Here is a 25,854-nt window from a genome sequence, read left to right on the forward strand (position 1 = left end):
GGGCTCGACTTCCCCGTCCGACAGCGTGCATAACGGGCTTGCCTGTTTTGCGGGCGTCGAACGGGAGTGCGGTTTCGTGGAAATCAAGTGGCTGGAGGACTTCGTGAGCCTCGCCAACACGCGCAGCTTTTCGCGATCGGCGGTGGAGCGCCGCGTCACCCAGTCCGCCTTCAGCCGGCGAATCCAGCAGCTCGAGCAATGGCTGGGCGTGCCGCTGGTCGACCGCTCCACCTATCCGACGACGCTGACGCCGGAGGGCCGCCGCTTTCGCGAGACCGCCGAGGAGGTGCTGCGCCTCATCCTGGTCGAGCGCGCCGAGCTGCGCTCCGGCCGCGCCGAAGGGCAGGGCATCCTCACCTTCTCGACGCTGCACTCGCTGTCGATCTCCTTCTTCCCCTGGTGGCTGAAGGATCTTGAGGCCGGTTTCGGGCCGATCCACGCCCGGCTGATCACCGAGAACTTTCACGACAGCATCCGCATGTTCGCCGAAGGCGACTGCGACTTCCTCCTGACCTACGAGCATCCGCGCGTGCCGGTGCTGCTCGACCCCGAGCGCTTCCCCTCGCTCGATCTCGGCAGCGACCGGGTGATGCCGGTGTCGGCGCCGGCCGGCGACGGCGCGCCGTTGTTCCCGCTGCCCGGCAGCCCGGACAAGCCGGTGCCCTATCTCGCCTATGCGCCGGAGACCTTCCTCGGCCGCCTGGTGTCGGTGCTGCTGGCCGAGCGCGGCGAGGCGCTCAACCTCGCCAAGATCTACGAGAACCCGATGGCCGAGGCGATCAAGACCATGGCGATGACCGGCCGCGGCCTCGGCTGGCTGCCGGCCAACACGGTGCGGGCCGAGATCGACACCGGCAAGCTGGTGGTGGTCGACCCCGAGGCGGTGATCGACATGCGCATCCGCATCTATCGCAACATGGACAAGGTGCGCGCCCGCGTCGAGCGGCTCTGGACCTATCTCAAGGACCATACCGACGCCGCGCCGGCGACCTGAGCTATTCCTCGCCGTCCCAGTAGCCGAGACTCGCCTCGCGCCGGCCGATGAAGCGGAACGGCTCGCTTCGCGCGCCGTCGCCGGCCGGCAGGTTGCCCTTGACCAGGAACTTGCCCGAGTCCGGATAGTCGATGATGTCCGGCTCGGCCATGGTGGAGATGGCGAGATAGCGGAGCGGCGCCTCGGAGGTGTTGACGATCTGGTGGGCGGTCTCCGGGCCGCCGGGTGGGCAGGCGATGACGTCGCCGGCCCGGATGGCATGCTGTTCGCCGCCGATGCGGAGGCTGCCGCATCCTTCGAGGATCAGGAACATCTCCTCGTTGCAGCGGTGATTGTGCAGCGGCGAGGCGCGGCATCCCGGCCCGATCTCGATCAGCGTGCAGCCGAGCATGCGGGCGCCGAGCTGGACGCCGATGGCCGAAAAGCGCGCCGCGTAGCCGGCCGGCGCCGTCCGGTCGGCGGCGTCCTCGGGATCGAAGCCGACGTCCGAGAGATTGACGATCCGTGCCACGGGCGCCTCCCGTCAGCCTTGCCGGCGGGCTTCCTTCCAGGTGTTGGCCTGGCTCAGCATCGACTTGAGATAGGCGACGTTGGCTTCCGCCTGCGCCGGATCCAGCTCCTGCCGGGCGATGGCGTCGGCCTCCTTGAACTTGCCCTGCAGGCCGAGCACCAGGGCGAGGTTCTGGCGGATGCGGCTGGTGGCGCCGGGCCGGGCGGCGGCGTCGCGCAGCGTCTTCTCGGCGTTGGCGATGTCGCCGGCCAAGAGATAGGAGAGGGCGAGGTTGTTGAGGATCGACGGCTCGCCCGGCGCGATCTGCAACGCCTTCTGGTAGGCGGCGCGCGCCTCGGCCGGGTTGCCCTGCTGGTCGAGGATGGCGCCCTCGGCCGAATAGAGCTTCCAGTCGGGACGGTCGGGCCGCTGGGTGCGGCGGATGACGTTCAGCGCCTGATCGAAGTTGCCGTTGGCGGCCAGCGCCTTGCCGTAGGCGGCGCTTATCTCGGCGTCGTTGGGCGTGTTGACCATGCCCTTTTCGAGCACGGCCACCGCCTGATCGGTGCGGCCGCCGAGGCGCAGGGCGGCGGCGTAGTTCAGGATGTTGACGCGGTTCTTCGGGTCGGCGTCGTAGCGGCCGCCCCAGGCGGTGGCGGCGGCGGCGATCTGGCTGTCGCTCATCCGGTCGATCGAGCCGGTCACCGACACGTCGCCATGGGTGGTGATCACCGGCCGGTTGCTGGCGCAGCCGGCGGCGGCGAGCGCCAGCGGCAGGAGGAGAGCGAGGAACGCGGGACGTCGGAAGCTCGGCAGCATCGGTCTCACCGGGTGGCGGGCGGCGCGGACGGGCCGCCGTCTATGCCGTCCTTGGTAATCCGTTAACCCTAACGGCCGGTTAATCCGCCGCCGCGCCGGCCGCCGCCGACGCCTTGCCGCCGCCCGCCCGCCTCTCTACATTCGGGACGATCCCGAGCCGGAGTTCTTGCCTTGCTGTCCGCTTTTGCCGCCCCCGATGCCGCCGCCATTCCCGTCCATGCCGTCACCTCGGAGAGGCTGGACGCCAGGCTCGCCGAACTCGGCGCCGCCGCCTGGGCCAAGGCCAGCGCCTTCGCCGCCGACGAGGGGGCGATCCTGTTGCTGCCCGACGCCGAGGGGCGTCTTGCGGCGGTGCTGTTCGGCCTCGGCCGGGAGGGCGCGGCGCGGCCGCCGCTCCTCGCCGGCAAGCTGGCGAACGGGCTGCCGGCCGGCACCTATCGGCTGGAAGGCTGGCCGGGTGACATGGCCGAGGCGGTGCTCGGCTTCGCCCTCGGCGCCTACCGTTTCGAGCGCTACCTGAAGCCGCGCGCCGCGGCGCCGCGTCTGGTGCTGCCGGAAGGTGAGGCGGCGGCCGAGGCGGCGCGCATCGCCGCCGCCGTCTGGATGGTGCGCGACCTCGTCAACACGCCGGCCAACGACCTCGGCCCGGCCGAGCTGGCCGCCGCCGCCCGCGAGCTGGCCGCCGCCCATGGCGCGGTGTTCGAGGAGTATTTCGGCGACGACCTGCTCGCCCGCGAATTCCCGCTGATCGAAGCGGTGGGGCGTGGCTCGCCCCGGCCGCCGCGCCTCGTCACCTTCACCTGGGGCCGGCCGGATGCGCCGAAGCTGTCGCTGGTCGGCAAGGGCGTAGTGTTCGACACCGGCGGCCTCGACATCAAGGGCGCCAGCAACATGGCCCTGATGAAGAAGGACATGGGTGGCGCCGCCAACGTGCTCGGCCTCGCCCGCCTGATCATGGAGGCCGGTCTCGACCTCCGCCTGCGCGTCGTGCTGCCGATCGTCGAGAACGCCGTCTCCGGCCTGAGCTTCCGGCCGGGCGACGTCTTTCCGTCGCGCAAGGGCCTCAGCGTGCAGATCGGCGACACCGACGCCGAGGGCCGGCTGATCCTCGCCGACGCGCTGGCCTTTGCCGACGACGAGGCGCCGGATCTGCTGGTCGACCTCGCCACGCTGACCGGCGCCGCCCGCGTGGCGCTCGGGCCGGACATCCCGCCCTTCTATACCCGCGACGATGCCTTTGCCGCCGATCTTGCCGAGGCGAGCCGCGCCGCCGGTGACCCCCTCTGGCGCCTGCCGCTCTGGGCGCCCTACGAGGAGGGGCTGAAGTCGAAGATCGCCGACCTCAACAATATCGCGCCTGGCGGCTTCGCCGGCTCGATCACCGCCGCGCTGTTCCTCGGCCGCTTCGTCGAGCGGGCGAAGACCTGGATGCACGCCGACATCTACGCCTGGGTGCCGGCGGCGCGTCCCGGCCAGCCGGAGGGCGGCGAGGCGCAGGCGATCCGCGCCCTCTACCGCTATCTGAAGGACCGTTTCGGCCGCGCCGACGCCTGAGAACCGCCGGACGGACGGGATGGCGGCATCCGGTCCATCCCGGATGCGGGCGGACATTGCGGCGGAACGGCGGCAAGGCTTTGAGGCAAAAAGCTGTTCGGCGGCGCGGACTTATGCCGCTGCCGGGCGGCTCGTCTGCGCCTCACGCAATGCTCTCTGCGGCGCGTTGCAGTTATCGTCGGCGACAGTTTTTGTTAAAGTCATGAAAAGAAAATATAAATCGCCATAGGCCATGATGGCTCGGGTTTTCCGGCGGTTGGAAGCTCCAATTTCGGTAAGGGGTGGGCCGCATACCAAATGCCCCTGATCTCGGATATTGGCCGCAAATCCACGAGATTTGGTATGACGGGGGCGCCGCCGCTCGCCGTATCCTCGGTCAATCCTACGAGAATCGATAGAGTATCGCCGATGCCGACTTCCTCCCCCCTGATCCTGGTCATCAACAGCGGTTCGTCGTCGCTGAAGTTCGCCATCTACCCGGTCGGCGAGCGCAAGCCCCTGGCCTCCGGCCTTGCCGAGCGGCTCGGCCAGCCCGATGCCTCGATCCGCTTCGACGTCGACGGCGACAAGACGCGCTTTCCGCTGTCGGTCACCGACCATCAGGGTGCGGTCGACGCGCTGATGGCCTTCCTGAAAGAGCACGGCTGGTTCGAGCGGGTGGCGGCGGTCGGCCACCGCGTCGTCAACGGCGGCGAGCGCTTCACCGAGAGCTGCATCGTCACCGACGACGCGATGATCGAGGAGATCGGCACCTGCCCCTTCGCGCCGCTGCATAACCCGGCGCATGCCATCGGCCTGCGCGCTGCCGTGCGCGCCTTCCCGGCGCTGAAGCAGGTGGCCGTGTTCGACACCGCCTTCCACCAGACGATGAAGCCGGAAGCCTATCTCTACGCCCTGCCGCGCAAGTATTACCGCGACCTCGGCGTCCGCCGCTACGGCGCCCACGGCACCTCGCACCAGTATGTCTCGCACGAGACCGTCCGCCTGCTCGGCCTCGACCCCGATGACAGCGGCGTCGTCGTCTGCCACCTCGGCAACGGCTCGTCGGCCACCGCCGTCTGGAACGGCAAGTGCGTCGACACCTCGATGGGCCTCACCCCGCTCGAGGGCCTCGTCATGGGCACCCGCACCGGCGACGTCGACTACGGCGCGCTGGCCTACATCGCCAAGAAGACCGGCCTCGACGTCGACGGCCTCGAACGCATGGCCAACCGCGAGAGCGGCCTCCTCGGCCTCTCCGAGCTGTCCAACGACTGCCGCACGCTGACGGAAGCCGCCCAGGCCGGCAACCACCAGGCCGAGGAGACGCTGGACGTCTTCGTGTTCCGCCTCTGCCGCTACATCGGCGCGCTGACCGCCGCCCTGCCGCGCCTCGACGCCGTCGCCTTCACCGGCGGCATCGGCGAGAACTCGGCCTATATCCGCGCCAAGACGCTGAAGCGCCTGTCGGCGCTCGGTCTTGACCTCGACGAGGAAGCCAACGCCGGCGTGTTCGGCGGCCGCAGCGGCATCGTGTCGCGGTCGCGCAAGCCGGTGGCGATCGTCGTCCCCACCGACGAGGAGCGCGTCATTGCCGAGGACACGGCCCGTCTGGCCGGCCTTCTGCCTGTAACCGCCTGACCCGCGAAAGGAACGAAGGACATGACCCCGAAACCGTCCTCCCGCACGTTCTTCCTGGCGCCCACCTCCAGTCAGCAGGGCATTTCCTCGGTGGCGCTCGGCCTCGTCCGCGCCTTCCAGCGCGAGGGCTACAACGTCGGCTTCGCCAAGCCGGTGGCCGACCCCGAGGCCTATCCCGATGGCCTCGACCGTTCGGTGCACTTCGCCCGCACGCTGCTCGGCCTCAACACGCCCGACCCGATCCCGGCCGAGCACGCCGAGGAGATGATCCGCACCGGCAACCTGTTCACCCTGCTCGAAGAGATCGTCGAGCTGGTCGAGGAGGCGCGCGGCGACCGGTCGATCGTCATCGTCGAGGGGCTGCTGCCGTCGACCACCCATCCGCTGACCATCGACCTCGACATCGCCATGGGCCGGTCGCTGTCGGCCGAGATCATCCCGGTGGTGCCGGGCCTCGACGCCACGGTGAAGTCGATCGTCGGCGACCTCGCCGATGCCCAGCATCGCTTCCTCGCCGAGGGCCGGCCCTTCGCCGGCCTGATCGTCGGCCGCGCCCGCGGCGGCGACGTCAAGGCCGAGGAATTCGCCAAGGCGCTCGAGGCGGCCAAGATCGGCGTGCCGGTGCTCGCCGTCACCTCCGACGAGCCGGCGCTGAACGCGCCGCGCCTCGTCGATGTCGCCGCCGATCTCGGCTTCGGCATCCTCAGGCCCGGCGACATCAAGAAGGCCCGCGTCGGCGAGATCGTCATCGGCGCCCGCAGCCCCGACAAGGTGGTGCTGGCGCTGAAGCCCGGCACGCTGGTGGTCACCCCCGGCGACCGCTCCGACCTGATCATCACCACCACGCTCGCCCGCGCCTCGGGCATGCCGATCGCCGGCCTGCTGCTCACCTGCGACGAGCCGATGGCGCCGTCGATCGCCGAGTTCCTGGAGCCGCGCTTCGGCGATCTGCCGGTGCTGACCACCGAACTCCAGACCTACGACGTTGCCGTGCGTCTCAACTCGATGGACCGCCGCGTCCGCCACGAGGACTCCGAGCGCATGGAGAAGCTGGTCGAGCACGCCGCCGACCACATCAACCTCGCGCCGCTGGCCCCGGCGACGCCGCGCGCCAACAGCGGGCTGATGACGCCACCGATGTTCCGCCATCGCATGATCCAGGAGGCGCGCGCCGCCAACCGCCGCATCGTGCTGCCGGAAGGCGACGAGCCGCGCACCATCAAGGCCGCCGTCATCTGCACGCAGAAGCGCATCGCCCGCTGCGTGCTGATTGGCGACCCCAAGGCAATCCGGGGCGTCGCCACCACCCACGGCATCGAGCTGCCGCCGGAGCTGGAGATCCTCGATCCGGCCAGCGTGCGGTCGAGCTACGTCGGGCCGATGGTCGAACTCAGGAAGTCCAAGGGCCTGACGCCGCCGCAGGCCGAGGCGCAACTCGAGGACAACGTGGTGCTGGCCACCATGATGCTGGCCTTGGGTCACGTCGACGGTCTGGTCTCCGGCGCCGTCCACACCACCGCCTCGACGGTGCGGCCGGCCTTGCAGCTGATCAAGACCGCCCCCGGCAACTCCATCGTGTCGAGCGTGTTCTTCATGCTGATGCCCGATCAGGTGCTGGTCTACGGCGACTGCGCCATCAACCCGGACCCGACGGCCACCGAGCTGGCGGAGATCGCCTGCCAGTCGGCCGAGAGCGCCCGCTCCTTCGGCATCGATCCGCGTGTCGCCATGATCTCCTACTCGACCGGCACCTCCGGTTCGGGCAGCGACGTCGACAAGGTGCGCGAGGCGACGCTGATGGTGATGGAGCGCCGCCCCGACCTCTTGGTCGACGGCCCGATCCAGTATGACGCGGCATCGGTGGAGAGCGTCGGCCAGCAGAAGGCGCCGGGCTCGCCGGTGGCCGGCCATGCCAACGTCTTCGTGTTCCCCGACCTCAATACCGGCAACACCACCTACAAGGCGGTGCAGCGCTCGGCCAACGTGGTGTCGGTCGGCCCGATGCTGCAGGGCCTGCGCAAGCCTGTCAACGACCTGTCGCGCGGCGCCCTGGTCGACGACATCGTCTACACCATCGCTCTGACCGCCATCCAGGTCGGTCAGAGCGAGCAGCCCCGCAGCGAGCAGCCGGTCAGCGCCGCCGCCGAGTGAGGCGGTTCGCCATATCGGTGAGGACGTGAAAAGCCGGCGGCGCCCTGAGGGTGCCGCCGGTTTTATTTGCCGGGATGTCAGGATAGATTAGCCGGAAAAATAGATGAGGCCGCCGGATGCGAAGTTCCGGCGGCCTCAAGCCTTGCCCCTTGGGTTCAGCCGGCAACAACCAGCTCCGACCTGAGCTTCTCGGTCTCGAACGAGGCGTCGAGAATGCGCTGGAGGTCGGCGGCGCGGCGGAAGCTCGGCTCCATGGTGCGGCCGGCCCGGACGGCGTCGACGAAGCGCTTGTAGTTCATCGGCACCGGCTTGGCGGTGACCGGCCGCCAGGTCTGGCTGTTGATGTCCTTGACGCCCTTGCAGACGCGCAGCCAGGTGCCGTCGGAACCGTTCTGGATTTCGAGGCCGCCCTTGTCGCCGAACACCCGGACGCGCAGCGTGTTGGCGTAGCCGGTGGCGAAGCGCGAGGCGTGGATGACGCCGATGGCGCCGTTCTCGAATTCCAGCGTGCCGGCGAAGCTGTCGTTGGCGTCGAGCGTGTATTCGCCGATCTTGTCGTCCGGCGCCTTGTGGAAGGTCTTCAGGCGGCCGAACAGCCGCGTCACGTCGGTGCCGGCGCCGAAGGAGGCGAAGTCGAGGATGTGGATGCCGACGTCGCCGATGACGCCCTTGGAGCCGTGGTTCTCGGAGAGGCGCCACAGCCAGCGGCTTTCGGTCTTCCAGTCGCCCCAGTGGGTGCCGGTCAGCCAGCTCTGGAGATAGCTCGCCTCGACGTGCTTGACGTCGCCGATGACGCCCGAGGTGACCATCTCGTGCATCTTGTAGATTTCGGGCACGTTGCGGTAGCTGAGGTTGACCATGCCGACGAGGCCGGCCTTCTCGGCCGCCTCGGTCATCTCCAGGGCATGGAGATAGTTGGTGGCCAGCGGCTTCTCGCAGAGCACGTGCTTGCCGGCGGTGATCAGCGCCATGGTGGTCGGATAGTGGGCGAGGTCGGTGGTGACGTTGGCCGCCGAATCGAACTTGCCCCAGGCGATGGCGTCCTCGACGGTGGTGAACGTGCGGGGAATGCCGAAGTCCTTGGCGAAGGCGGTGGCCAGTTCCGGGAAGACATCGACGCAGCCGACGATCTTCACGCCGCGGATCTGGGCGAAATGCTTGGCATGGTGGCGGGCCATGCTGCCGGTACCGACGATGATGAGGCGCATGTTGGTAGGAGTCCGTTGGGCAGGGGAGATGGAAAAGCGGCCGGCGGGGAGGGTCGCCGGCCGCGTGGGAAGCGCTCAGCGGAGGCCGGGCGCGCCCTTGGCGTGGATGGTCAGGCCGCGTTCCTTGATCGGCTCCAGCGCCTTGTCGACCGGCACGTTGGGCGCCTCGGTGACCGCCGTCCAGGCCGGGGCCGGGTTGTAGGCCCATTTGACGGCGTTGCGCAGCACGGTCAGCACGTTGTCGTCGTGATAGGTCGGATAGGCCTCGTGGCCGGGGCGGAAGTAGAAGATCTTGCCGGCGCCGCGCTTGTAGCAGAGGCCGGAGCGGAACACCTCGCCGCCCTGGAACCAGGAGACGAACACGGTTTCGTCCGGCTCGGGCACGGTGAAGGGCTCGCCGTACATCTCTTCCATGTCGAGTTCGATCTTCTCCGGCAGGCCCCAGGCGATCGGATGGTTGCGGTTGATCACCCACAGGCGCTCGCGCTCGCCGGCCTCGCGCCACTTCAGCGCGCAGGGCGTGCCCATCAGCCGCTTGAAGATCTTCGAGAAGTGGCCCGAATGCAGGACGAGGAGGCCCATGCCCTCCCAGACGCGCTTGGCGACCCGCTCGACGATCTCGTCCTTCACCTCGCCGTGGGCGGCGTGGCCCCACCAGACCAGCACGTCGGTGGCGGCGAGCTTTTCGACCGTCAGGCCGTGCTCGGGCATCTGCAGCGTCACCCAGCCCGCCTCGATGGCCGGGTCGGCGTTGAGCGCGTCGGCGATCGTCGCGTGCATGCCGTTGGGGTAGAGGTCGCGCACGACCTGGCTGGTCTGTTCGTGGACGTTCTCGCCGAAGACGGTGGCGCGGATAGTCATGAGTGTCCTCCCGGGGATGAGCGGTCCGGCGCAGCTTCTCGGAACGGGCGCCGGGCTCGCGGCAAGGCCGGCCCCGTCGACCTATCCTCGACGACAGCGGGGCGAAGCGCGGCAGCTTGCTTCGCGGCTATTCAAAGCGCTTTCAATGCCGCTTGTCAAGAGTCGATATCTCCCACATGCCATCCGTGCAACTGCTTGTTTTGTCCGTCATATTTCGGATGCCACGGAAATAAAAGCGCTTTGGATGAATCGAAACAAAAAGCCGAGGTTTTTTCGGCCGGGACGCGCATTTCGCAGAGGAGCGGATTTGACGCCCGAATCGGGGCGGATCTCGGGCAAGACGGGGGTCGCGGCAGACAAAAGCGCATCCGCAGCCAACAGACGGCGGCGGCAACATAATATTTCGGGCGGACGCCGCGGCGCCCGCCCGTATCGATAGATCAAATCGCGGGGATGCCGACGCATCCGCTCATCAAGGCCGTTGCCGGCTTCTCATGGGCATCAGCGACATGAGAAACCGGTAAGCGGAGTGGCGCCCGGCATCAGTGCTCGATCTGGCTGACGTCGCGCACGGCGCCCTTGGCCGCCGAGGTGGTCATGGCGGCATAAGCCCTGAGCGCCGCCGACACCTTGCGCGGCCGCGGATTGGCCGGCTTCCAGGCCGCCTTGCCCTTGGCCTCCATGGCGGCTCTGCGGGCGGCGAGCGTCTCGTCGGAGACCAGCAGATCGATGGTGCGCTTCGGGATATCGATGCGGATGCGGTCGCCGGCCTCGACGAGGCCGATGGCGCCGCCTTCGGCGGCTTCCGGCGAGGCATGGCCGATGGAAAGGCCCGAGGTGCCGCCCGAGAAGCGGCCGTCGGTGAGCAGCGCGCAGGACTTGCCGAGCCCCTTCGACTTCAGGTAGCTGGTCGGGTAGAGCATCTCCTGCATGCCCGGTCCGCCCTTCGGCCCCTCGTAGCGGATCACCACCACGTCGCCGGCCTTGACGTCGCCGCTGAGGATGCCCTTCACCGCCCCTTCCTGGCTCTCGTAGATCTTCACCGGTCCCTCGAACACCAGGATCGACTCGTCGACGCCGGCCGTCTTCACGATGCAGCCGTCGAGCGCGATGTTGCCGTAGAGCACGGCGAGGCCGCCGTCCCTGGAATAGGCGTGGTCGAGCGAGCGGATGACGCCCGCCTTGCGGTCGAGATCGAGCGCCTCCCAGCGGCGCGCCTGGCTGAAGGCCTCGATCGACGGCACGCCGCCCGGCGCCGCCGAATAGAAGGTGCGGACCTCCTCGGAATTCGATTGCACGATGTCCCACTCGCCGATCGCCGCCTTCAGCGTCGGCGCGTGCACGGTGGGCAGGTCGGTGTTGAGGAGGCCGGCCCGATCGAGTTCGCCCAGGAGGCCGAAGATGCCGCCGGCCCGGTGAACGTCCTCCATGTGGATGTCAGCGACGGCCGGCGCCACCTTGCTGAGGCAGGGCACGCGGCGCGACAGGCGGTCGATGTCGGCCATGGTAAAGTCGACGCCGGCTTCCTGCGCGGCGGCCAGCAGATGCAGCACCGTGTTGGTCGAGCCGCCCATGGAGATGTCGAGCGTCATGGCGTTCTCGAACGCCTTGAACGAGGCGATGGAACGCGGCAGCACGCTTTCGTCCTCGCCCTCGTAATAGCGCTTGCAGAGGTCGACGATCAGCCGGCCGGCCTTCTGGAACAGCGTCTTGCGGTCGGCATGCGTCGCCAGCATCGAGCCGTTGCCGGGCAGGCTGAGGCCGAGCGCCTCGGTCAGGCAGTTCATCGAGTTGGCGGTGAACATGCCCGAGCAGGAGCCGCAGGTGGGGCAGGCCGAGCGCTCGTAGGAGCGGACGTCAGCGTCCGACACCTTGTCGTCGGCGGCCGCCACCATGGCATCGATCAGGTCGACCGACTTGGTGACGCCCGAGGCGAGCAGCACCTTGCCGGCCTCCATCGGCCCGCCGGATACGAAGACGGCGGGCACGTTGAGGCGCAGCGCCGCCATCAGCATGCCGGGCGTGATCTTGTCGCAGTTGGAGATGCAGACCATGGCGTCGGCGCAGTGGGCGTTGACCATGTATTCGACGCTGTCGGCGATCAGGTCGCGCGACGGCAGCGAATAGAGCATGCCGTCGTGACCCATGGCGATGCCGTCATCGACGGCGATGGTATTGAATTCCTTGGCCAGGCCGCCGGCCGCCTCGATCTCGCGGGCAACCAGCTGGCCGATGTCCTTGAGGTGGACATGGCCGGGCACGAACTGGGTGAAGGAGTTGACCACGGCGATGATCGGCTTGCCGAAATCGCTTTCCTTGACGCCGGTGGCGCGCCACAGGCCGCGGGCACCGGCCATGTTGCGGCCGTGGGTGGAGGTGCGGGAACGATAGGCGGGCATGGGTTCGATCCATCCAGGTGATATGCGTATTACCTGACGGATGGGACCGTTTTGCCGAAAAAGCAAGGGCGGCGGCGGCGCAAAGCGTTCGCTGCCCGGCGTTGCAGGCCGGGCTATCGCCCGGACCCATCCGGAGGTTCCACCTCCGGACCTCCGGTTTTCTTGTCAATAAGCTGGTGGGTGCGGGAGGCTGCGCCTCCCGCGCGGGGATCGGGGCGGCAGCCCCGAATTCCGGCGACGTGGTGAAACATCCCCAAGCCGCGTCAGGCAGCGCGCACCTTGTCGAGGAAGCCCTTGATCTCCGAGCGCAGCCGCGCGCAGGTCGCGTCCAGCTCGGTCGTGCCGCTCTTCATCCGCTCGGTGGCGGCGACGGCCGCCGCGTTGGCCTGCGACACGCCGTCGATATGCTCGGTGACCTCGGCCGTGCTGCTCGACGCCTGATTGAGGTTGCGCGAGATGTCCAGCGTCGCGGTGCCCTGCTCCTCGACCGACGTGGCGATGACGTTGGAGATCTCGCTGAGCCGGTTGATGACGCCGGAGATGGCGTCGATCGCCGCCACCGACTGCTCGGTCGACGACTGGATGCCGTTGATCTGGTCGGCGATGGTCGAGGTGGCCTTGGCGGTCTGGTCGGCGAGCTGCTTGACTTCCGCCGCGACGACGGCGAAGCCCTTGCCGGCCTCGCCGGCGCGAGCCGCCTCGATGGTGGCATTGAGAGCCAGAAGGTTGGTCTGCGAGGCGATGTTGTCGATCAGGTCGACGACGTCGCCGATCTTCTTGGCGGCCTCGGACAGTTCCTTGATCTGCGCCGAGGTGCGGGCGGCGTCGGCCGCCGCCTCGGCGGTGACGCGCGACGATTCCTCGACCTGCCGGGTGATCTCGCTGATCGAGCCGGTCAGCTCCTCGGTGGCGGCGGCGACGGTGGCGACGTTGGCCGACGCCTCCTCGGCGCCGTGCGAAACGCTCTTGGCGCGGTCGGCGGCGCGTTCGGTCGCCTTGTCCAGCGCGCCCGTTAGCGCCGACATGTCCTTGGCCGACGCCAATACCTGGTCGGCGATAGCGCCCACCGACGACTCGAATTCCTGCGTCACGCGATCGATCAGGCTGTGCCGGGCCTGCCGCTCGGTGTCGATGTAGACGGAGATGGCGAAGTCCATGTCCACCAGCACCGCCTTGGTGAGGGCGCGCAGCAGCTCGTAGCGCACGGTCTCGCGGCTGCCCTTGAACAAGCGGCCCGAGAAGTCGTGGTTGACGCGCTCGACGAGGGTGGTCAGCAGGAAATTGTAGCCGCCGATGTACCAGGTCGGCGACAGGCCGATCCGGTAGTGCGTCTCGCCGATCGTCGACACCGACTTGAGGTAGGCCTCGTCGAACTTGGCGTCGAGAACGCGCTCCCAGTGCTTGAGCTGCGCCGCCTTGGCGTGGGCCATATGGTCGGGCGAACGGAAGAAGCGCTTGGTTTCCGGGAACTCGGCAATGTGCTTGTAAAAGGCCTCGATGCCCTCGGCGAGGATCGTCGAGATGTAGGGGCGATGCTCGCGCAGGGTCTTGACGACGTTGTCATCGATGTCGTGAAAGCCGAGGCGCTGACGCATGTCGGAGGCGGGTGTCGATGAAGCGGACATGCCAGTTCCTTCTCGTGGTGCGGTCGGCGCAATAAATGCACCCGACATTGCCCTTTTTCGGGCCGAACCGCTTACTCATTGGTAAAGGAAACCGGGAAGCCCCGTTGTTTTTCGGGGGTTAGGCGCCGGGTATTTCGCGGCATCTGTAATTTATGCGTGTATTACGTGTAGAAATCTATCACTGGTCGTTTTGACGGCGTGGCCCATCCTCCAGCCCGGTGTAGCCCTCCGGCCGGAAGCGCGGCCGGCAGAGGCAGAGGAAGACGAGATCGGCGGTACCGATATTCTCGATGCGCTGCGGCGTGCCGGCCGGGATCAGCACGCTGTCGCCGGCGGCGACGGGGAAGCGCTCGCCATCCAGTTCCATCATGCCGCGCCCGGCCTCGATGACATAGGTTTCCTCGACGTCGAGGGCATGCAGCTCGGTGACAACATCAGGTTCGACGCGCGCCCGCGCCAGCGATATCTCCGGCCGCGATGAGTGATTGAGGAGTTCGCTGATGAAGCAGCGCTCCCGGGTGAGGAATTCGGGAAGGCCCTGGCCGGGCAGCAGGAAACGATGGGTCATGGCAGTCTCTTCGGTCGGCCGACTGTGGGCCATCGGGCATTCGGCGGCAACTCCCTTTACGAGCGGCCGCGCCTGGGCGATGAAAGGGCAACCCCGGAGACAGCATGCCCAGCCCCGATTTCGTCGTCCGCGCGCCCTATGTCGTCACCTGCGACGACGCCATGACCGTGATCGAGGATGGCGCCGTCGCCGTCCGCGACGGCATCGTCGCCGCCGTCGGCCCGGCCGGCGCCGTACCCTCGGACGGCGCCGAGCTGATCGAGGCGGCGGGGCGCATCCTGATGCCCGGCCTCGTCAACATGCACTGCCACGCCGGCGACAGCCTGTTTCGCGGCCTCGTCGAGAACCTGCCGCTGGAGCCCTGGCTCGAGACGGTGTGGAAGGCCGAACGGGCGATCCTCGACCCCGCCGCCTGCCGGCTCGGCGCCGAGCTGGGCCTTGCCGAGCTGCTGCTCTCCGGCGTCACCACCGTCATGGACATGTTCTGGTTTCCCGAGGAGACGGTGCGGGCGGCCAAGGCGCTCGGCATCCGCGTCGCCACCGGCGGCATCTTCTTCGACCCGCCCGGCATGGACGGCCACCTCGCCGACCGGCGGCTTGCCGACGCCGCCGCCTTCTTCGATGCCGTCGAGGATGAGCCGCTGGTGTTCCCCGGCTGCCTGCCGCATGGCACCTACACGGTGTCGCCGGAGCATCTCCGGAGCGCCGGCCGCCTCGCCCGGTCGCGCGGCGGCTTCTTCTCGACCCACGCCGCCGAGACCGTCGCCGAGCAGGCGACGGTGACCGGGCGCTACGGCCGCCGGGTGATCGCCCATCTCGCCGAACACGATCTCCTCGGCCCCGACGTGGTGCTCGCCCATTGCGTCCATCTCGACGCGGCGGAGATCGGCCTGCTGGCGGCGAGCGGCACCCATGTCGTGCACAATCCGCTGTCCAATCTGAAGCTCGCCTCGGGCTTCGCGCCGGTGCCGGCGCTGCTCAGGGCCGGCGTCAACGTGGCGCTCGGCACCGACGGCGCCATCTCCGGCAACGATCTCGACCTGTGGCTGGCCATGCGGCTGGCCGCCACGCTGCACAAGGCGGTGACCGGCGACGCCGCCGCCGTCGCCACCCACGAGGCACTGGCCATGGCGACGAAGAACGGCGCCCGGGCGCTCGGCGCCAGCGATCGCATCGGTTCGATCGAGGCCGGCAAGGCGGCCGACTTCATCCTGGTGGCCATCGACAAGCCGCATGCCGCGCCGCTGTTCGATCCGGTCGCCCATCTCGTCTATTCGGCCGGTCGCGGCGACGTCACCGACGTGTTCGTCGCCGGCCGGCGGCTGGTCGAATCGGGCCGGCTCCTGACCGCCGACGTTGCCGCGCTGGTCGCCGGGGTGAATGCCCTGCGGCCGGCCATCGCCGCCGCCATCGCCTGACCGGCGGTGATTGGGGCGCGCCGGCCGCCATATCGAGGCGCGGCGGAGGCTTCAGCGGCGAATGCGATTCCATCGCCGGCCCCGTAGGCGAAAGTCTTTGCCGGAACGCCGTTTTCGGCCGCCCCTCGCCTTCTCAGACGATCGGGGCTGCGCTACAGTCTTTGGCGTCGCGGTTTCGACAGCGAAGCCGTCGGGTCGAAGGGTCCAGTTTATTGTCCCGAACGCCCCTGAGAGGATGCCGCATCGGGCGTCCGCTGGCTGGGTTCCGAACAAGAGAGGATTTCGACATGTCCGATATCGAAGCCAAGATCAGGGCCAAGGCGCGCGAACTCTGGTTGGCCGAGGGCCAGCCCGAAGGTCGGGCCGACGCCCACTGGCTGGAGGCCGAGGCGCTGGTGCGCGCCGAAGCCGAGGCCGAGGCGAAGCCCAGGGCATCCCGCAAGCCGCGCGCTCCCAAGGCGGAAGCGGCCGAGGCCAAGGCTCCGGCCAAAAAGCCGGCGGCCAAGAAGGCGCCTGCTGCCAAGAAGGAAGCCGCCGCCAAGAAGGACGAGGCCAAGAAGCCGGACCTCAAGGTGGTTTCGGGCAAGAAGGACGCCGCCGCCTGAGGCGTCAACCGGTCGCGGATGGAATGTTGACAAGCCGGGCTGGCGCCATTGCGCCGCCCGAATGGGATGCCTAATGTCGCGGCCTTCATTCCGGGAGCCGTGACATGACCCTTTCCGCCGACGTCGAAGCCCGTATCGTCAAGGCCATCGCCGCCGAGATCGGCTGTCGGCCGGCGCAGGCGGCCGCCGCCATCGGCCTGATCGACGAGGGGGCGACCGTGCCCTTCATCGCCCGCTACCGCAAGGAAGTCACCGGCGGCCTCGACGACACCCAGCTCAGGAAGCTCGAGGAACGGCTCGCCTACTCCCGCGAGATGGAAAGCCGCCGGGCCGCCGTGCTCGCCGCCATCGACGGCCAGGGCAAGCTGACGCCCGACCTCTCCGAGAAGATCGCCGCCGCCGCCACCAAGGCGGAGATCGAGGATCTCTACGCTCCCTTCAAGCCGAAGCGCCGCACCAAGGGCGAGATCGCCCGCGAGAAGGGCCTCGGGCCGCTGGCCGAGGCGCTCTTCGCCGACCGGACGCTGGAGCCGGCAGCGGCCGCCGCCGCCTACCTCACCGACGCCGTGCCCGACGTCAAGGCGGCGCTCGACGGCGCCCGCGACATCCTGGCCGAACGCTTCGCCGAGACGCCGGAGCTGGTCGGCCGCCTCAGGAGCTACATGCAAGGCGGTGCCGTGCTGCGGTCGTCGGTGGTGGCCGGCAAGGAAGCGGCGGGCGAGAAGTTCGCCGACTATTTCGATCACCGCGAACGCTGGGCGACGGTGCCGAGCCACCGGGCGCTGGCCATGCTGCGCGGCCGCAATGAGGAGGTGCTGTCGCTCGAACTGGAGATCGACGCCGACGATCCCTCGCCGGTCAAGCCGGTGGAGCGCATGGTGGCCGAAGCCTTCGCGATCAATGTGCCCGCCAAGCTGCCGGCCGACGGCTTCCTGTTCGACGTCTGCCGCTGGACCTGGCGGGTGAAGCTGCAGCTTTCCCTGTCGCTCGACCTGATGGGCAGCCTGCGCGACAAGGCCGAGGCCGAGGCGATCCGTGTCTTCGCCGACAATCTCAAGGACCTGTTGCTGGCCGCGCCGGCTGGCGCCCGTACCACCATGGGCCTCGATCCCGGCATCCGCACCGGCGTCAAGGTGGCGGTGGTCGATGCCACCGGCAAGCTGCTGGATACCGCCACCGTCTATCCTTTCCAGCCGAGGAACGATATCGCCGGCGCGCTCGCCGCGCTGGCGTCGCTGGTCCGCAAGCATAAGGTCGAGCTGATCGCCATCGGCAACGGCACGGCCAGCCGCGAAACCGACCGCCTCGCCGCCGAGCTGATTTCCCATCTGCCGGCGCCGAAGCCGGTGAAGGTGGTGGTAAGCGAGGCCGGCGCCTCGGTCTACTCGGCCTCCGAACTGGCGGCGCGCGAGTTCCCCGGCCTCGACGTGTCGCTGCGCGGCGCCGTCTCCATCGCCCGCCGCCTGCAGGACCCGCTGGCCGAACTTGTGAAGATCGAGCCGAAGTCGATCGGCGTCGGCCAGTATCAGCACGACGTCGACCAGGGCCATCTGGCGAAGGCGCTCGATGCCGTGGTCGAGGACGCGGTCAACGCCGTCGGCGTCGATCTCAACATGGCCTCGGCGCCGCTGCTGTCGCGCGTTTCTGGCCTCGGTCCGTCGCTGGCCGAGGCGATCGTCGCCTACCGCGACGCCGCCGGCGCCTTCCCGAGCCGCAAGGCGCTGATGGCCGTGCCGCGGCTCGGCGCCAAGACCTTCGAGCAGGCGGCCGGCTTCCTGAGGATCCGCGACGGCGACGAGCCGCTCGACGCGTCCTCCGTGCATCCGGAGGCCTATGGCGTCGCCCGCCGCATCGTCGCCGCCTGCGGCCGCGACATCCGCCAGCTGATGGGCGACAGCGCCGCGCTGAAGGCGCTCGATCCGGCGAAATTCGTCGACGACCGCTTCGGCCTGCCGACGGTGCGCGACATCCTCGGCGAACTGGAAAAGCCCGGCCGCGACCCGCGCCCGGAATTCCGCACCGCCAGCTTCGCCGAAGGGGTGGAGGACATCGCCGACCTGAAGCCCGGCATGGTGCTGGAGGGCACGGTGACCAACGTCGCCGCCTTCGGCGCCTTCGTCGACATCGGCGTCCACCAGGACGGCCTCGTCCACGTCAGCCAGCTGGCCGACCGCTTCGTCAAGGACCCGCGCGACGTGGTGAAGGCCGGCGACGTGGTGAAGGTGCGCGTCGTCGAGGTGGACGCCAAGCGCAAGCGCATCGGCCTCTCCATGCGCAAGGACGATGGCGGCCCGCCGAAGGGGCCGGCGGGCGGCAAGCCGGACGGTCGCGGCGCAAAGCCGCCGGCGCCCTCGGGCAACAATGCCATGGCCGCCGCGCTTGCCGCCGCCCTGAAGCAGCGCTGATCGACCGGCACCGCGACAGACTGATACATTTTCGGGTGGCGTCCGGCCCGGCCGGCCATTGGTATGCGGGGGAATTGGTATAAGCTCGGCGGCGTTAACCATCGTGGGAGTCCGCCATGGCCAAGCAGTCCAACGGTTATACCGTCCTCCAGCTTTCGCTCCACTGGCTGATCGTGTTGCTCGTGTTCTTCCAGTTGATCTTTGGCGAGGACATGGCCCGCTACAATTATGCCCTGCGCTCCGGAGAGGACGTCGCTCCGCTGATGACCGGCTATTACCTGCATATCGGCGTCGGCCTCGTCATCCTGGTCCTGACGCTGCTCCGCTTCGGGCTGCGCCTGACGATCGGCGTGCCGGCGTCGGTGCCCGGTCCCGCCCTGCGGGTCAGGGCCGGCGAGGCGCTGCACTATCTGTTCTACCTGATGCTGATCGTCACGCCGATCACCGGGCTGCTGGCCCAGTTCGTCGATATGCGCACCTTCGGCGGCATCCATTCCCTCAACAAGCCGATCTTCGTGCTGCTGATCGTGCTGCACGTCGCGGCGGCGCTCTACCATCACTTCATCCTGAAGGATTCCACCCTCCGGCGGATGATGGTGCCGCATACGTTCTGAGCGGCCGCGCCTGCAAAAGAAAACCCCGCGGGAGAGGCTCCCGCGGGGCTTGATCTGTCGATCCGGTCGCCTTGGATCAGGCGGCGGACAGGTTGTCGGCCGAGGACTTGCCGGAGCGGCGGTCCTGAACGACCTCGAAGTTCACCTTCTGGCCGTCGTTGAGCGAGCCGAGGCCCGAGCGCTCGACGGCGGAGATGTGGACGAAGACGTCCGGTCCGCCGGCGTCCGGAGCGATGAAGCCGTAGCCCTTGGTGGCGTTGAACCACTTGACGGTGCCGAGAGCCATGATGGGATCCTTTCCTGAAGAAAGTCGTATCTAAGAAAGCCGCGTGCCCGCACAGGAGCGCGCGGCTGGTTGGTTTACCGAATTTGGAAAGGTCGTCACGTCGCGGAGGATATACCTCAGGCGTTCAGGGCCGATGGTCTGGCCAAAATCGATCCCTTCTCATACTACGGGAAGGCGCCCCGATCAAGCAACTTAAGATGGCCGGAACGCCCGGCATACCGCAGGGTCGGTTTCGATGCGTCCGGCGCCGATCAGATCGAGGCAATAGGGCACGGCCGGGAACACTGCGTCGAGGCAGACGGCGATCGACGCCGGCTTGCCCGGCAGGTTGACGATCAGCGTCGTGCCGCGCGTGCCGGCGGTCTGGCGCGACAGGATGGCGGTGGGCACCTTTTCGAGGCTGATCTTGCGCATCAGCTCGCCGAAGCCGGGCAGTTCCTTCTCCAGCACCACCTTCATCGCCTCGGGCGTCAGGTCGCGCGGCGAGGGGCCGGTGCCGCCCGAGGTGAGGATCAGGTCCACCCGCTCCTCGTCGCAGAGCCGCACCAGCTCGCCGCCGACGCTGTCGACGCCATCGGCCACCACCGAGGTTAGGAGATCGTGAGGAGAGGTGACCGCCGTCTTGAGCCAGGCGGCCATCGCCGGGCCGCAGAGGTCCTGATACTCGCCGCGCGCCGCGCGGTCGGAGACGGTGACGAGCGCGATGCGAACCATGGCTGAACCTCCGGGCTGTGAATCACGGGTGAAGATACACCTAGCATCGCGCTTCGCCCTTGGCCAAGCCGACCGAATCGGACGACAGAGAAAGCGCGCCCGCCGCGGCGTAGCCTAAAGTATGAGTCGAGTGGGACGAAGACGTCGGCATGACCTTCAGCGTGGACATCGGCAACAGGACGAACGGCAGCCGCGCCGCCTTCGATCTCGAGGAGCTGCTGGCCACCCGCCTGCTGGTCCAGGGCAATTCCGGCTCCGGCAAGTCGCATCTGCTGCGCCGGCTCCTCGAGCAGAGCGCCGGCTGGGTGCAGCAGGCGGTCATCGATCCCGAGGGCGACTTCGTGACGCTGGCCGACCGCTTCGGCCACGTGGTGGTCGACGCCGCCGGCTCCGAGCGCGACCTGATGCTGATCGCCGCCCGCGTCCGCAAACATCGCGTCTCGGTGGTGCTGAACCTCGAAGGGCTGGACGTCGACGGCCAGGTGCGCGCCGCCGCCGCCTTCCTGAACGGCCTGTTCGACGCCGAGCGCGACCACTGGTATCCGATGCTGGTGGTGGTGGACGAAGCGCAGCTGTTCGCCCCCGCCGCCTCCGGCGAGGCCGACGGCGAGGCGCGCCGCGCCTCGCTTGCCGCCATGACCAACCTGATGTGTCGCGGCCGCAAGCGCGGCCTTGCCGGCGTCATCGCCACGCAGCGGTTGGCCAAGCTCGCCAAGAACGTCGCCGCCGAGGCGTCCAACTTCCTGATGGGCCGTACCTTCCTCGACATCGACATGTCCCGCGCCGCCGACCTGCTCGGCATGGAACGGCGACAGGCCGAGATGTTCCGCAACCTCGAACGCGGCGAGTTCGTCTCGCTCGGCCCGGCCATCGGCCGCCGGCCGGAACCGGTCAGGATCGGCCCGGTGGAGACGACCGGCCGCGGCGGCGGCCCCAAGCTGACGCCGCTGCCCGAGCAGGGCGGCGAGGCGGCGCGGGAACTGATCTTCCGTCCCTCGGACGGCGAGGAGGCGCCGCGCCTTGCGGCGGCGCCGGTGTCCACCGCCGACATCCTGGCCGAACTCGCCCGCTCGCGGGCGGCGCTGGCTCCGGCGCCGGAAGACAACCCCGAGCAGGCGGACCTGCTCGGCTTCGCCGCCCGCGACGCGGCGATCGAGGACATCCTCGCCGAGATGATGGCCGAGCCGGACGCCGCCTTCCAGCCGGTGTCGATGCTCTACCAGGACTTCCTGGTCCGCTGCCGCATCAAGCGGGTGACCGGCGACAGCCTCGATCTCCAGTCCTTCCGCAAGCGCCTGTCGCTGGCCCGCGCCGGCGTCGAGACCGAGGCGGTCGACGAGGCGGCCTGGCAGCAGGCCAGCCTGATCGCCGCCTCGCTGCCCGAGGACATGCGCGGCGTGTTCCTGCTGGTCGCCAAGGCGGCGCTCCTGAAGGCGCCGTGCCCGTCGGACGCCGACATCGCCCGCGCTTACGGCACCCGCTCGCCGTCGCGGGCGCGGCGTCTCCTCGCCTACATGGAGGAGCGCGGCTTCCTGGTCTCGGCCTCCGACCTCAGGGGCCAGCGGCTGATCCAGCTGCCCGACCTCGGCTGGCAGACGGCGCCCGGCTCGGCGACGGCCGCCGCCGCCGAGTAGGCCAGCCCTATTGCCGTGTTCCCACCCCCTTGGAGCGCAACGCAAAAGACGACAGACTGCCCGCTTCGGCGGCGGACGACTCGGGAGGAGCGTCCGGCCGCCCGACGGGAGGAAGGCATGGTGTTGTCGAGGTTGGGCGAGGGGACGGCGGCGGCCGTCGACCTTCGCGGCATTGCGTTCTCGGAAGCCGAGCGGATCGTCTTCCGCGCCGGATCGCTGACGGCGGCGGCCTTCCGCTTCGCCTCCGGCGTCGACGCCGTGCGCCTGTCGAACGGCGTCGACGAGGTGGTGGTGCTGCCCTTCCAGGGCCAGCACGTCTGGTCGGCGCGGCTCGGCGGCCGCGACGTCGGCATGAAGTCGATGTTCGACATGCCGCGCCCGACGCAGAAGTTCTTCGAGACCTACGGCGGCTTCTTCCAGCACGCCGGCATCACGGCGATCGGCGCCCCCGGCCCGACGGAACGGCGCGAGCAGCACGGCGAACTGCCCAACGCCCCCTATCGCGATGCCGCCATGGTGCTCGGCGAGGACGGCAGCGGCCGCTACATCGCCGTCACCGGCCGCTACAATCACACCGTCGCCTTCGACGTCAATTACGAGGCGGTGCCGATCCTCAAGCTCTACGAGGGCCGGCCGCGCCTGGCCATCGGCATTGCCGTCACCAACCTGAAATCGACGCCGCTCGACGTCAACTATCTCGGCCATCTCAACTGGCGGGCCCGCGAGGGCGGCCGCCTCGTCGGTACCGTCCACGAACGGGCGGATACCATGCGCGTCCGGCAGGAGATCCCGCCGCACATCAAGCCGGGGCCGGGCTACGTCGAGTGGATCGCCGAACTGGCCAGGAACCCGAGTCTTGCCGGCACGCTCTCCTCGGACAGGATCTTCACGCCGGAAGTGGTGTTCGCCTTCGATCCGCTGACCGACGACGACGGGCGCTCGCATTTCATGCAGGTGCATCCGGACGGCACCGCCGACTACGTCTCCTTCGCGCCGCGGCACACCGGCGCCGGCGTCCGCTGGATCTGCCGCACCGGCGACCAGGAGGCGGTGGGCATCGCCTTTCCGGTGCGTTCGCCCGGCCAGCCCGGCAACGTCAACGGCCGGCCGCTGGTCCATCCGCCGCTCGACAAGGGCGAGCGCTTCGAGAACGAGATCGTCGCCGCCGTGTTCACGCCGGCCGAGGCCGAAGCCATGGCCCGCCACATCGAGGCGGTGAAGGAGAAGCGCGCCTGAAGGGAGGCGTCAGCCGAAGGCGTCGAGCGTCGTCTTCATCATGTCGTTCGCCACCTTCATCGTCTTGGCCGACGTCTCGTAGCTCAGGCGGGCGGTCATGACGTTGACCAGTCCGCCGGCCATGTCGACGTCGGGCGCGGCCACCATGCCGTCGGCGTCGGCATCCGGCGAGGCCGGGTCACGGACGGCGACATAGGGGTCGGCGGCCTGGACGATGCGGGCGGCAACGCCGCCGCCCCGCACGTCGCTCTGTTTCACCGTCACCGGCGCGTAGGCGGTGGTGGCGCCTGACCCGTCCGGCAGCGGCCCCGACGAGCCGGCATTGGCGATGTTGCTGGCCGACGCCTCAAGCCGCGTCGCGGCAGCGCTCATGCCCGAGGCGGAAATGGACAGCATCGAGGACAGGGACATCGGGGGCGGCTCCAGCGAAGCCTCCATCTTCGGCCGGAGATGCTAAGGTCGTCTTGCCGCGATGTCCCGAATTTGAATCATCGCCGGGCTTTCGGGCGTCCGGCGGCTTTCCGGGCGATTTATCTCCATTTCCGCCAATATTTGGATGACGTTTCCTCGCCGGAACGCCCCCTTCGATGCCAAATGACAGGGCATCCCGACGGATGTGGCGGAATTTGACAGCAGCTTGCGACCGCCGGTTCAAACGCTAAAGCGCCATGCCCTCGCATGGTGGCGCCTGCCTTGGAGGCGGACGACCATGACTGCCAGAAACGCTCTTTCGATGCCCCCGATCCAGCCGCGCCGACGCTGTCGGCAACTTTGTCGAACGTGCCGTTGAAACAAGTTGGCCCGAACGAAGTTAATAGGCAGTGGATGGCCGGCGAGTGCGTGCCGGCCCAGGAGGTCTTAAATGAACAGCGGTTACATCGTTGAACTCTCCGGCGACGCCGTCGGGGTTCTGGTCGGTGCGGGCAATGCCTACGAGTTCCACGCCGTCGATCCGCGCTTTCGCGTCCTCGAAGGCGCCACTTTCGACAATGGTTTTGCCGCCGAGCGGGCGGTGCGTCGTCTCTCCCGTCGCGGGGTCGCCAAGCCGGCCGGCCGGCGCGGTCGTCGTCAGTATTCGCTCTTTGCCGACGGTCTCGGCCTTGCCGGCCGGCCGACGGAGGCTTTCAGCACCTGATCATAGTCGAGGACTATTTCAGCCCTTTCCTTCAGACCTTTGCTTTATTTCTTGCCTTGGTTGTCCTTCTCGGCCCGTTTCCCTTCCAGGCGCGCCGATCACTGCCCCGGGAGCCACCGCTCCCGGGGCTTTTTACATCGCTCAGGTCGATGCCGCCTGGGCGCGGCCGGCGATCAGGTCGCGATACCAGATGGCCGACGACTTCGGGATGCGCGCCTGCGTCTCGTAATCGACGTAGACGACGCCGAAGCGTTTGGCATAGCCGTGCGACCACTCGAAATTGTCCATCAGCGACCAGACGAAATAGCCGTCGACGCGGATGCCCTTGTCGCGCGCGTCGGCGAGCACGGTGAGGTGCCGTTCGAGATAGTCGATGCGGCCGGGGTCGTCGCATTTGCCGTCGATCAGTTCGTCATACTGGGCGCAGCCGTTCTCGGCGATGTAGATCGGCGGCAGCGGATAGCGGGCGGCAAGGTCGGTCAGGAGGCGGTCGAGGGCGGGCGCGTGGACCTCCCAGCCCATGGCGGTGCGCGGCACGTTCTCGGCCTGCACCGAGCGGGCGCGCGGGAAGGGCAGGGCGGGATCGGCGGCGATCCGCTCCGGCGCGTAGAAATTGAGGCCGAGGAAGTCGATCGGCGTGGCGATCGTCTCGAGGTCGCCCGCCTCGATCTTCGGCATGATCGGGCCGAAGGTCTCCAGCACCTCGGCCGGATAGCGGCCGAAGAACACCGGATCCAGGAACACGCCGTCGTGGAAGGCGCGGTAGCGCTCGACGGCGGCGGCATCCTCCGGCCGGTCGGAGGCGGCATAGAGCGCCTTGGCGTTGTAGACGATGCCGGCCGGCAGGTCGGCGCGGCGCGCCTTGATCGCCTGCATGGCGAGGCCGTGGCCGAGGTTGAGCGTGTGGATGGCGGCCAGCGCGGCGGCGAGATTGCGTTCGCCCGGCGCATGCTCGCCGATGAGATAGGAGAGATGGCCCGAGCACCACGGTTCGTTGAGCGTCATGACGCCGGACAGGCGGTCGCCGAGGCGGGCCATCACCACGTCGGCATAGTCGGCAAAGGCGTAGGCGGTGTCGCGGGCGCACCAGCCGCCGCGGCCGTGCTGCTCGATCGGCAGATCCCAGTGATAGAGCGTCGCATAGGGCTTGATCTCGGCCCGCAGCAACGCGTCGACCAGCCGGTCGTAGAAGTCGAGCCCCTTGGCGTTGACCGGTCCGCGACCGTCCGGGATGACGCGTGGCCAGGCGATCGAGAAGCGATAGGCGTCGGCCGACAGCGATTTCAGGAGCCGCACGTCCTCGGGCATGCGGTGATAGTGGTCGCAGGCGACGTCGCCGCTGTCGCCGCCGCGCACGTGGCCGGGAATGCGGCAGAAGGCATCCCAGATGCTCGGCTTGCGGCCGTCTTCGTCGTGGGCGCCTTCGATCTGGTAGGCGGCGGTGGCGTAGCCGAAGACAAAGTCGCGGGGAAAACGTTTCGAAAGCGCGGTGCTGGACATGCGGTTTCTCCTCCTCGA

Annotated in this window: 22 protein-coding genes; 11 read left to right on the top strand and 11 right to left on the bottom strand. The window is 68.6% G+C overall.

All coding sequences use genetic code 11. From position 1 onward, the window contains the following. Positions 1-76 precede the first annotated feature (76 nt). Positions 77-994 carry a LysR substrate-binding domain-containing protein gene (locus H512_RS0100855; RefSeq protein ID WP_026781915.1) on the top strand — a complete coding sequence of 306 codons (918 nt, stop codon included), beginning with the start codon at positions 77-79 and terminating at the stop codon, positions 992-994. Position 995: 1 nt separating this feature from the next. Here the strand turns inward: H512_RS0100855 and H512_RS22020 are convergent, their stop codons facing one another. Together H512_RS22020 and H512_RS0100865 are read right to left on the bottom strand one after the other, a co-directional pair. Next, on the bottom strand, positions 996-1,505 hold the full coding sequence (locus H512_RS22020; protein ID WP_036789378.1) for a cupin domain-containing protein: 510 nt from the start codon (positions 1,503-1,505) through the stop codon (positions 996-998). 12 nt (positions 1,506-1,517) lie between these two features. Next, on the bottom strand, positions 1,518-2,303 hold the full coding sequence (locus H512_RS0100865; protein ID WP_026781916.1) for a tetratricopeptide repeat protein: 786 nt from the start codon (positions 2,301-2,303) through the stop codon (positions 1,518-1,520). 171 nt (positions 2,304-2,474) lie between these two features. On the opposite strand from H512_RS0100865, the gene H512_RS0100870 reads away from it, so the two are divergent. The 3 genes from H512_RS0100870 to pta all read left to right on the top strand — a co-directional run bounded on the left by H512_RS0100870 (position 2,475) and on the right by pta (position 7,628). Continuing rightward, the gene (locus tag H512_RS0100870; protein WP_026781917.1) at positions 2,475-3,857 is read left to right on the top strand and encodes a leucyl aminopeptidase family protein; all 1,383 of its coding nucleotides are present in this window, start codon (positions 2,475-2,477) and stop codon (positions 3,855-3,857) included. Between the two features lie 408 nt (positions 3,858-4,265). Next, on the top strand, positions 4,266-5,477 hold the full coding sequence (locus H512_RS0100875; RefSeq protein WP_026781918.1) for an acetate/propionate family kinase: 1,212 nt from the start codon (positions 4,266-4,268) through the stop codon (positions 5,475-5,477). 21 nt (positions 5,478-5,498) lie between these two features. Then, on the top strand, positions 5,499-7,628 hold the full coding sequence (gene pta, locus H512_RS0100880; RefSeq protein ID WP_026781919.1) for a phosphate acetyltransferase: 2,130 nt from the start codon (positions 5,499-5,501) through the stop codon (positions 7,626-7,628). A gap of 155 nt (positions 7,629-7,783) precedes the next feature. Here pta and H512_RS0100885 read toward each other — a convergent pair whose 3' ends face one another. From H512_RS0100885 to H512_RS0100905, 5 genes are all read right to left on the bottom strand, one after another. Continuing rightward, a complete protein-coding gene (locus H512_RS0100885) occupies positions 7,784-8,836 on the bottom strand; it encodes a Gfo/Idh/MocA family protein (RefSeq protein ID WP_026781920.1) in 1,053 nt (350 codons plus the stop codon). A 75-nt stretch (positions 8,837-8,911) separates the two neighbouring features. After that, positions 8,912-9,697, bottom strand: a complete 786-nt coding sequence (locus tag H512_RS0100890; protein WP_026781921.1) for a ThuA domain-containing protein — start codon at positions 9,695-9,697, stop codon at positions 8,912-8,914. 542 nt (positions 9,698-10,239) lie between these two features. Continuing rightward, the gene (gene ilvD, locus H512_RS0100895) at positions 10,240-12,096 is read right to left on the bottom strand and encodes a dihydroxy-acid dehydratase (protein ID WP_026781922.1); all 1,857 of its coding nucleotides are present in this window, start codon (positions 12,094-12,096) and stop codon (positions 10,240-10,242) included. A gap of 263 nt (positions 12,097-12,359) precedes the next feature. Next, entirely contained in the window at positions 12,360-13,721 is a 1,362-nt protein-coding gene (locus H512_RS0100900) for a globin-coupled sensor protein (RefSeq protein ID WP_026781923.1), read from the bottom strand. Positions 13,722-13,899: 178 nt separating this feature from the next. Beyond that, entirely contained in the window at positions 13,900-14,289 is a 390-nt protein-coding gene (locus H512_RS0100905; protein ID WP_026781924.1) for a cupin domain-containing protein, read from the bottom strand. Between the two features lie 104 nt (positions 14,290-14,393). Here H512_RS0100905 and H512_RS0100910 point away from each other — a divergent pair, with 104 nt between their 5' ends. The 4 genes from H512_RS0100910 to H512_RS0100925 all read left to right on the top strand — a co-directional run bounded on the left by H512_RS0100910 (position 14,394) and on the right by H512_RS0100925 (position 19,331). Then, a complete protein-coding gene (locus H512_RS0100910; protein WP_026781925.1) occupies positions 14,394-15,707 on the top strand; it encodes an amidohydrolase family protein in 1,314 nt (437 codons plus the stop codon). A 287-nt stretch (positions 15,708-15,994) separates the two neighbouring features. Next, positions 15,995-16,312: a DUF2934 domain-containing protein gene (locus H512_RS22025; RefSeq protein ID WP_053239440.1), complete on the top strand. Its 318-nt coding sequence runs from the start codon at positions 15,995-15,997 to the stop codon at positions 16,310-16,312. A 104-nt stretch (positions 16,313-16,416) separates the two neighbouring features. Beyond that, positions 16,417-18,717, top strand: coding sequence for a Tex family protein (locus H512_RS0100920; RefSeq protein ID WP_026781926.1), 2,301 nt, complete (start codon positions 16,417-16,419; stop codon positions 18,715-18,717). Positions 18,718-18,833: 116 nt separating this feature from the next. Continuing rightward, positions 18,834-19,331 carry a cytochrome b gene (locus H512_RS0100925; RefSeq protein ID WP_026781927.1) on the top strand — a complete coding sequence of 166 codons (498 nt, stop codon included), beginning with the start codon at positions 18,834-18,836 and terminating at the stop codon, positions 19,329-19,331. A gap of 76 nt (positions 19,332-19,407) precedes the next feature. Here the strand turns inward: H512_RS0100925 and H512_RS0100930 are convergent, their stop codons facing one another. Together H512_RS0100930 and mog are read right to left on the bottom strand one after the other, a co-directional pair. Continuing rightward, entirely contained in the window at positions 19,408-19,617 is a 210-nt protein-coding gene (locus tag H512_RS0100930; RefSeq protein WP_026781928.1) for a cold-shock protein, read from the bottom strand. A gap of 192 nt (positions 19,618-19,809) precedes the next feature. Next, the gene (mog, locus tag H512_RS0100935; protein WP_026781929.1) at positions 19,810-20,331 is read right to left on the bottom strand and encodes a molybdopterin adenylyltransferase; all 522 of its coding nucleotides are present in this window, start codon (positions 20,329-20,331) and stop codon (positions 19,810-19,812) included. A 149-nt stretch (positions 20,332-20,480) separates the two neighbouring features. Between mog and H512_RS0100940 the strand changes: the two genes are divergently transcribed. Together H512_RS0100940 and H512_RS22030 are read left to right on the top strand one after the other, a co-directional pair. Beyond that, positions 20,481-21,965 (top strand): helicase HerA domain-containing protein, encoded by a 1,485-nt coding sequence (locus tag H512_RS0100940; protein ID WP_026781930.1) that lies wholly within the window; start codon positions 20,481-20,483, stop codon positions 21,963-21,965. A gap of 117 nt (positions 21,966-22,082) precedes the next feature. Beyond that, entirely contained in the window at positions 22,083-23,201 is a 1,119-nt protein-coding gene (locus H512_RS22030) for a DUF4432 family protein (RefSeq protein ID WP_053239441.1), read from the top strand. Positions 23,202-23,210: 9 nt separating this feature from the next. Here H512_RS22030 and H512_RS0100950 read toward each other — a convergent pair whose 3' ends face one another. Next, complete coding sequence (locus H512_RS0100950) at positions 23,211-23,612, bottom strand: flagellar basal body rod protein FlgC (RefSeq protein ID WP_169507108.1); 402 nt, start codon at positions 23,610-23,612, stop codon at positions 23,211-23,213. 451 nt (positions 23,613-24,063) lie between these two features. Here H512_RS0100950 and H512_RS22035 point away from each other — a divergent pair, with 451 nt between their 5' ends. Then, complete coding sequence (locus tag H512_RS22035; RefSeq protein ID WP_036789382.1) at positions 24,064-24,336, top strand: hypothetical protein; 273 nt, start codon at positions 24,064-24,066, stop codon at positions 24,334-24,336. Between the two features lie 141 nt (positions 24,337-24,477). Here H512_RS22035 and H512_RS0100960 read toward each other — a convergent pair whose 3' ends face one another. Further along, positions 24,478-25,836, bottom strand: coding sequence for a GH1 family beta-glucosidase (locus H512_RS0100960; RefSeq protein ID WP_026781932.1), 1,359 nt, complete (start codon positions 25,834-25,836; stop codon positions 24,478-24,480). Positions 25,837-25,854 lie beyond the last annotated feature (18 nt).

This window comes from Pleomorphomonas koreensis DSM 23070 (assembly GCF_000425185.1).
In the GTDB taxonomy this organism is placed as follows: Bacteria; Pseudomonadota; Alphaproteobacteria; order Rhizobiales; family Pleomorphomonadaceae; genus Pleomorphomonas; species Pleomorphomonas koreensis.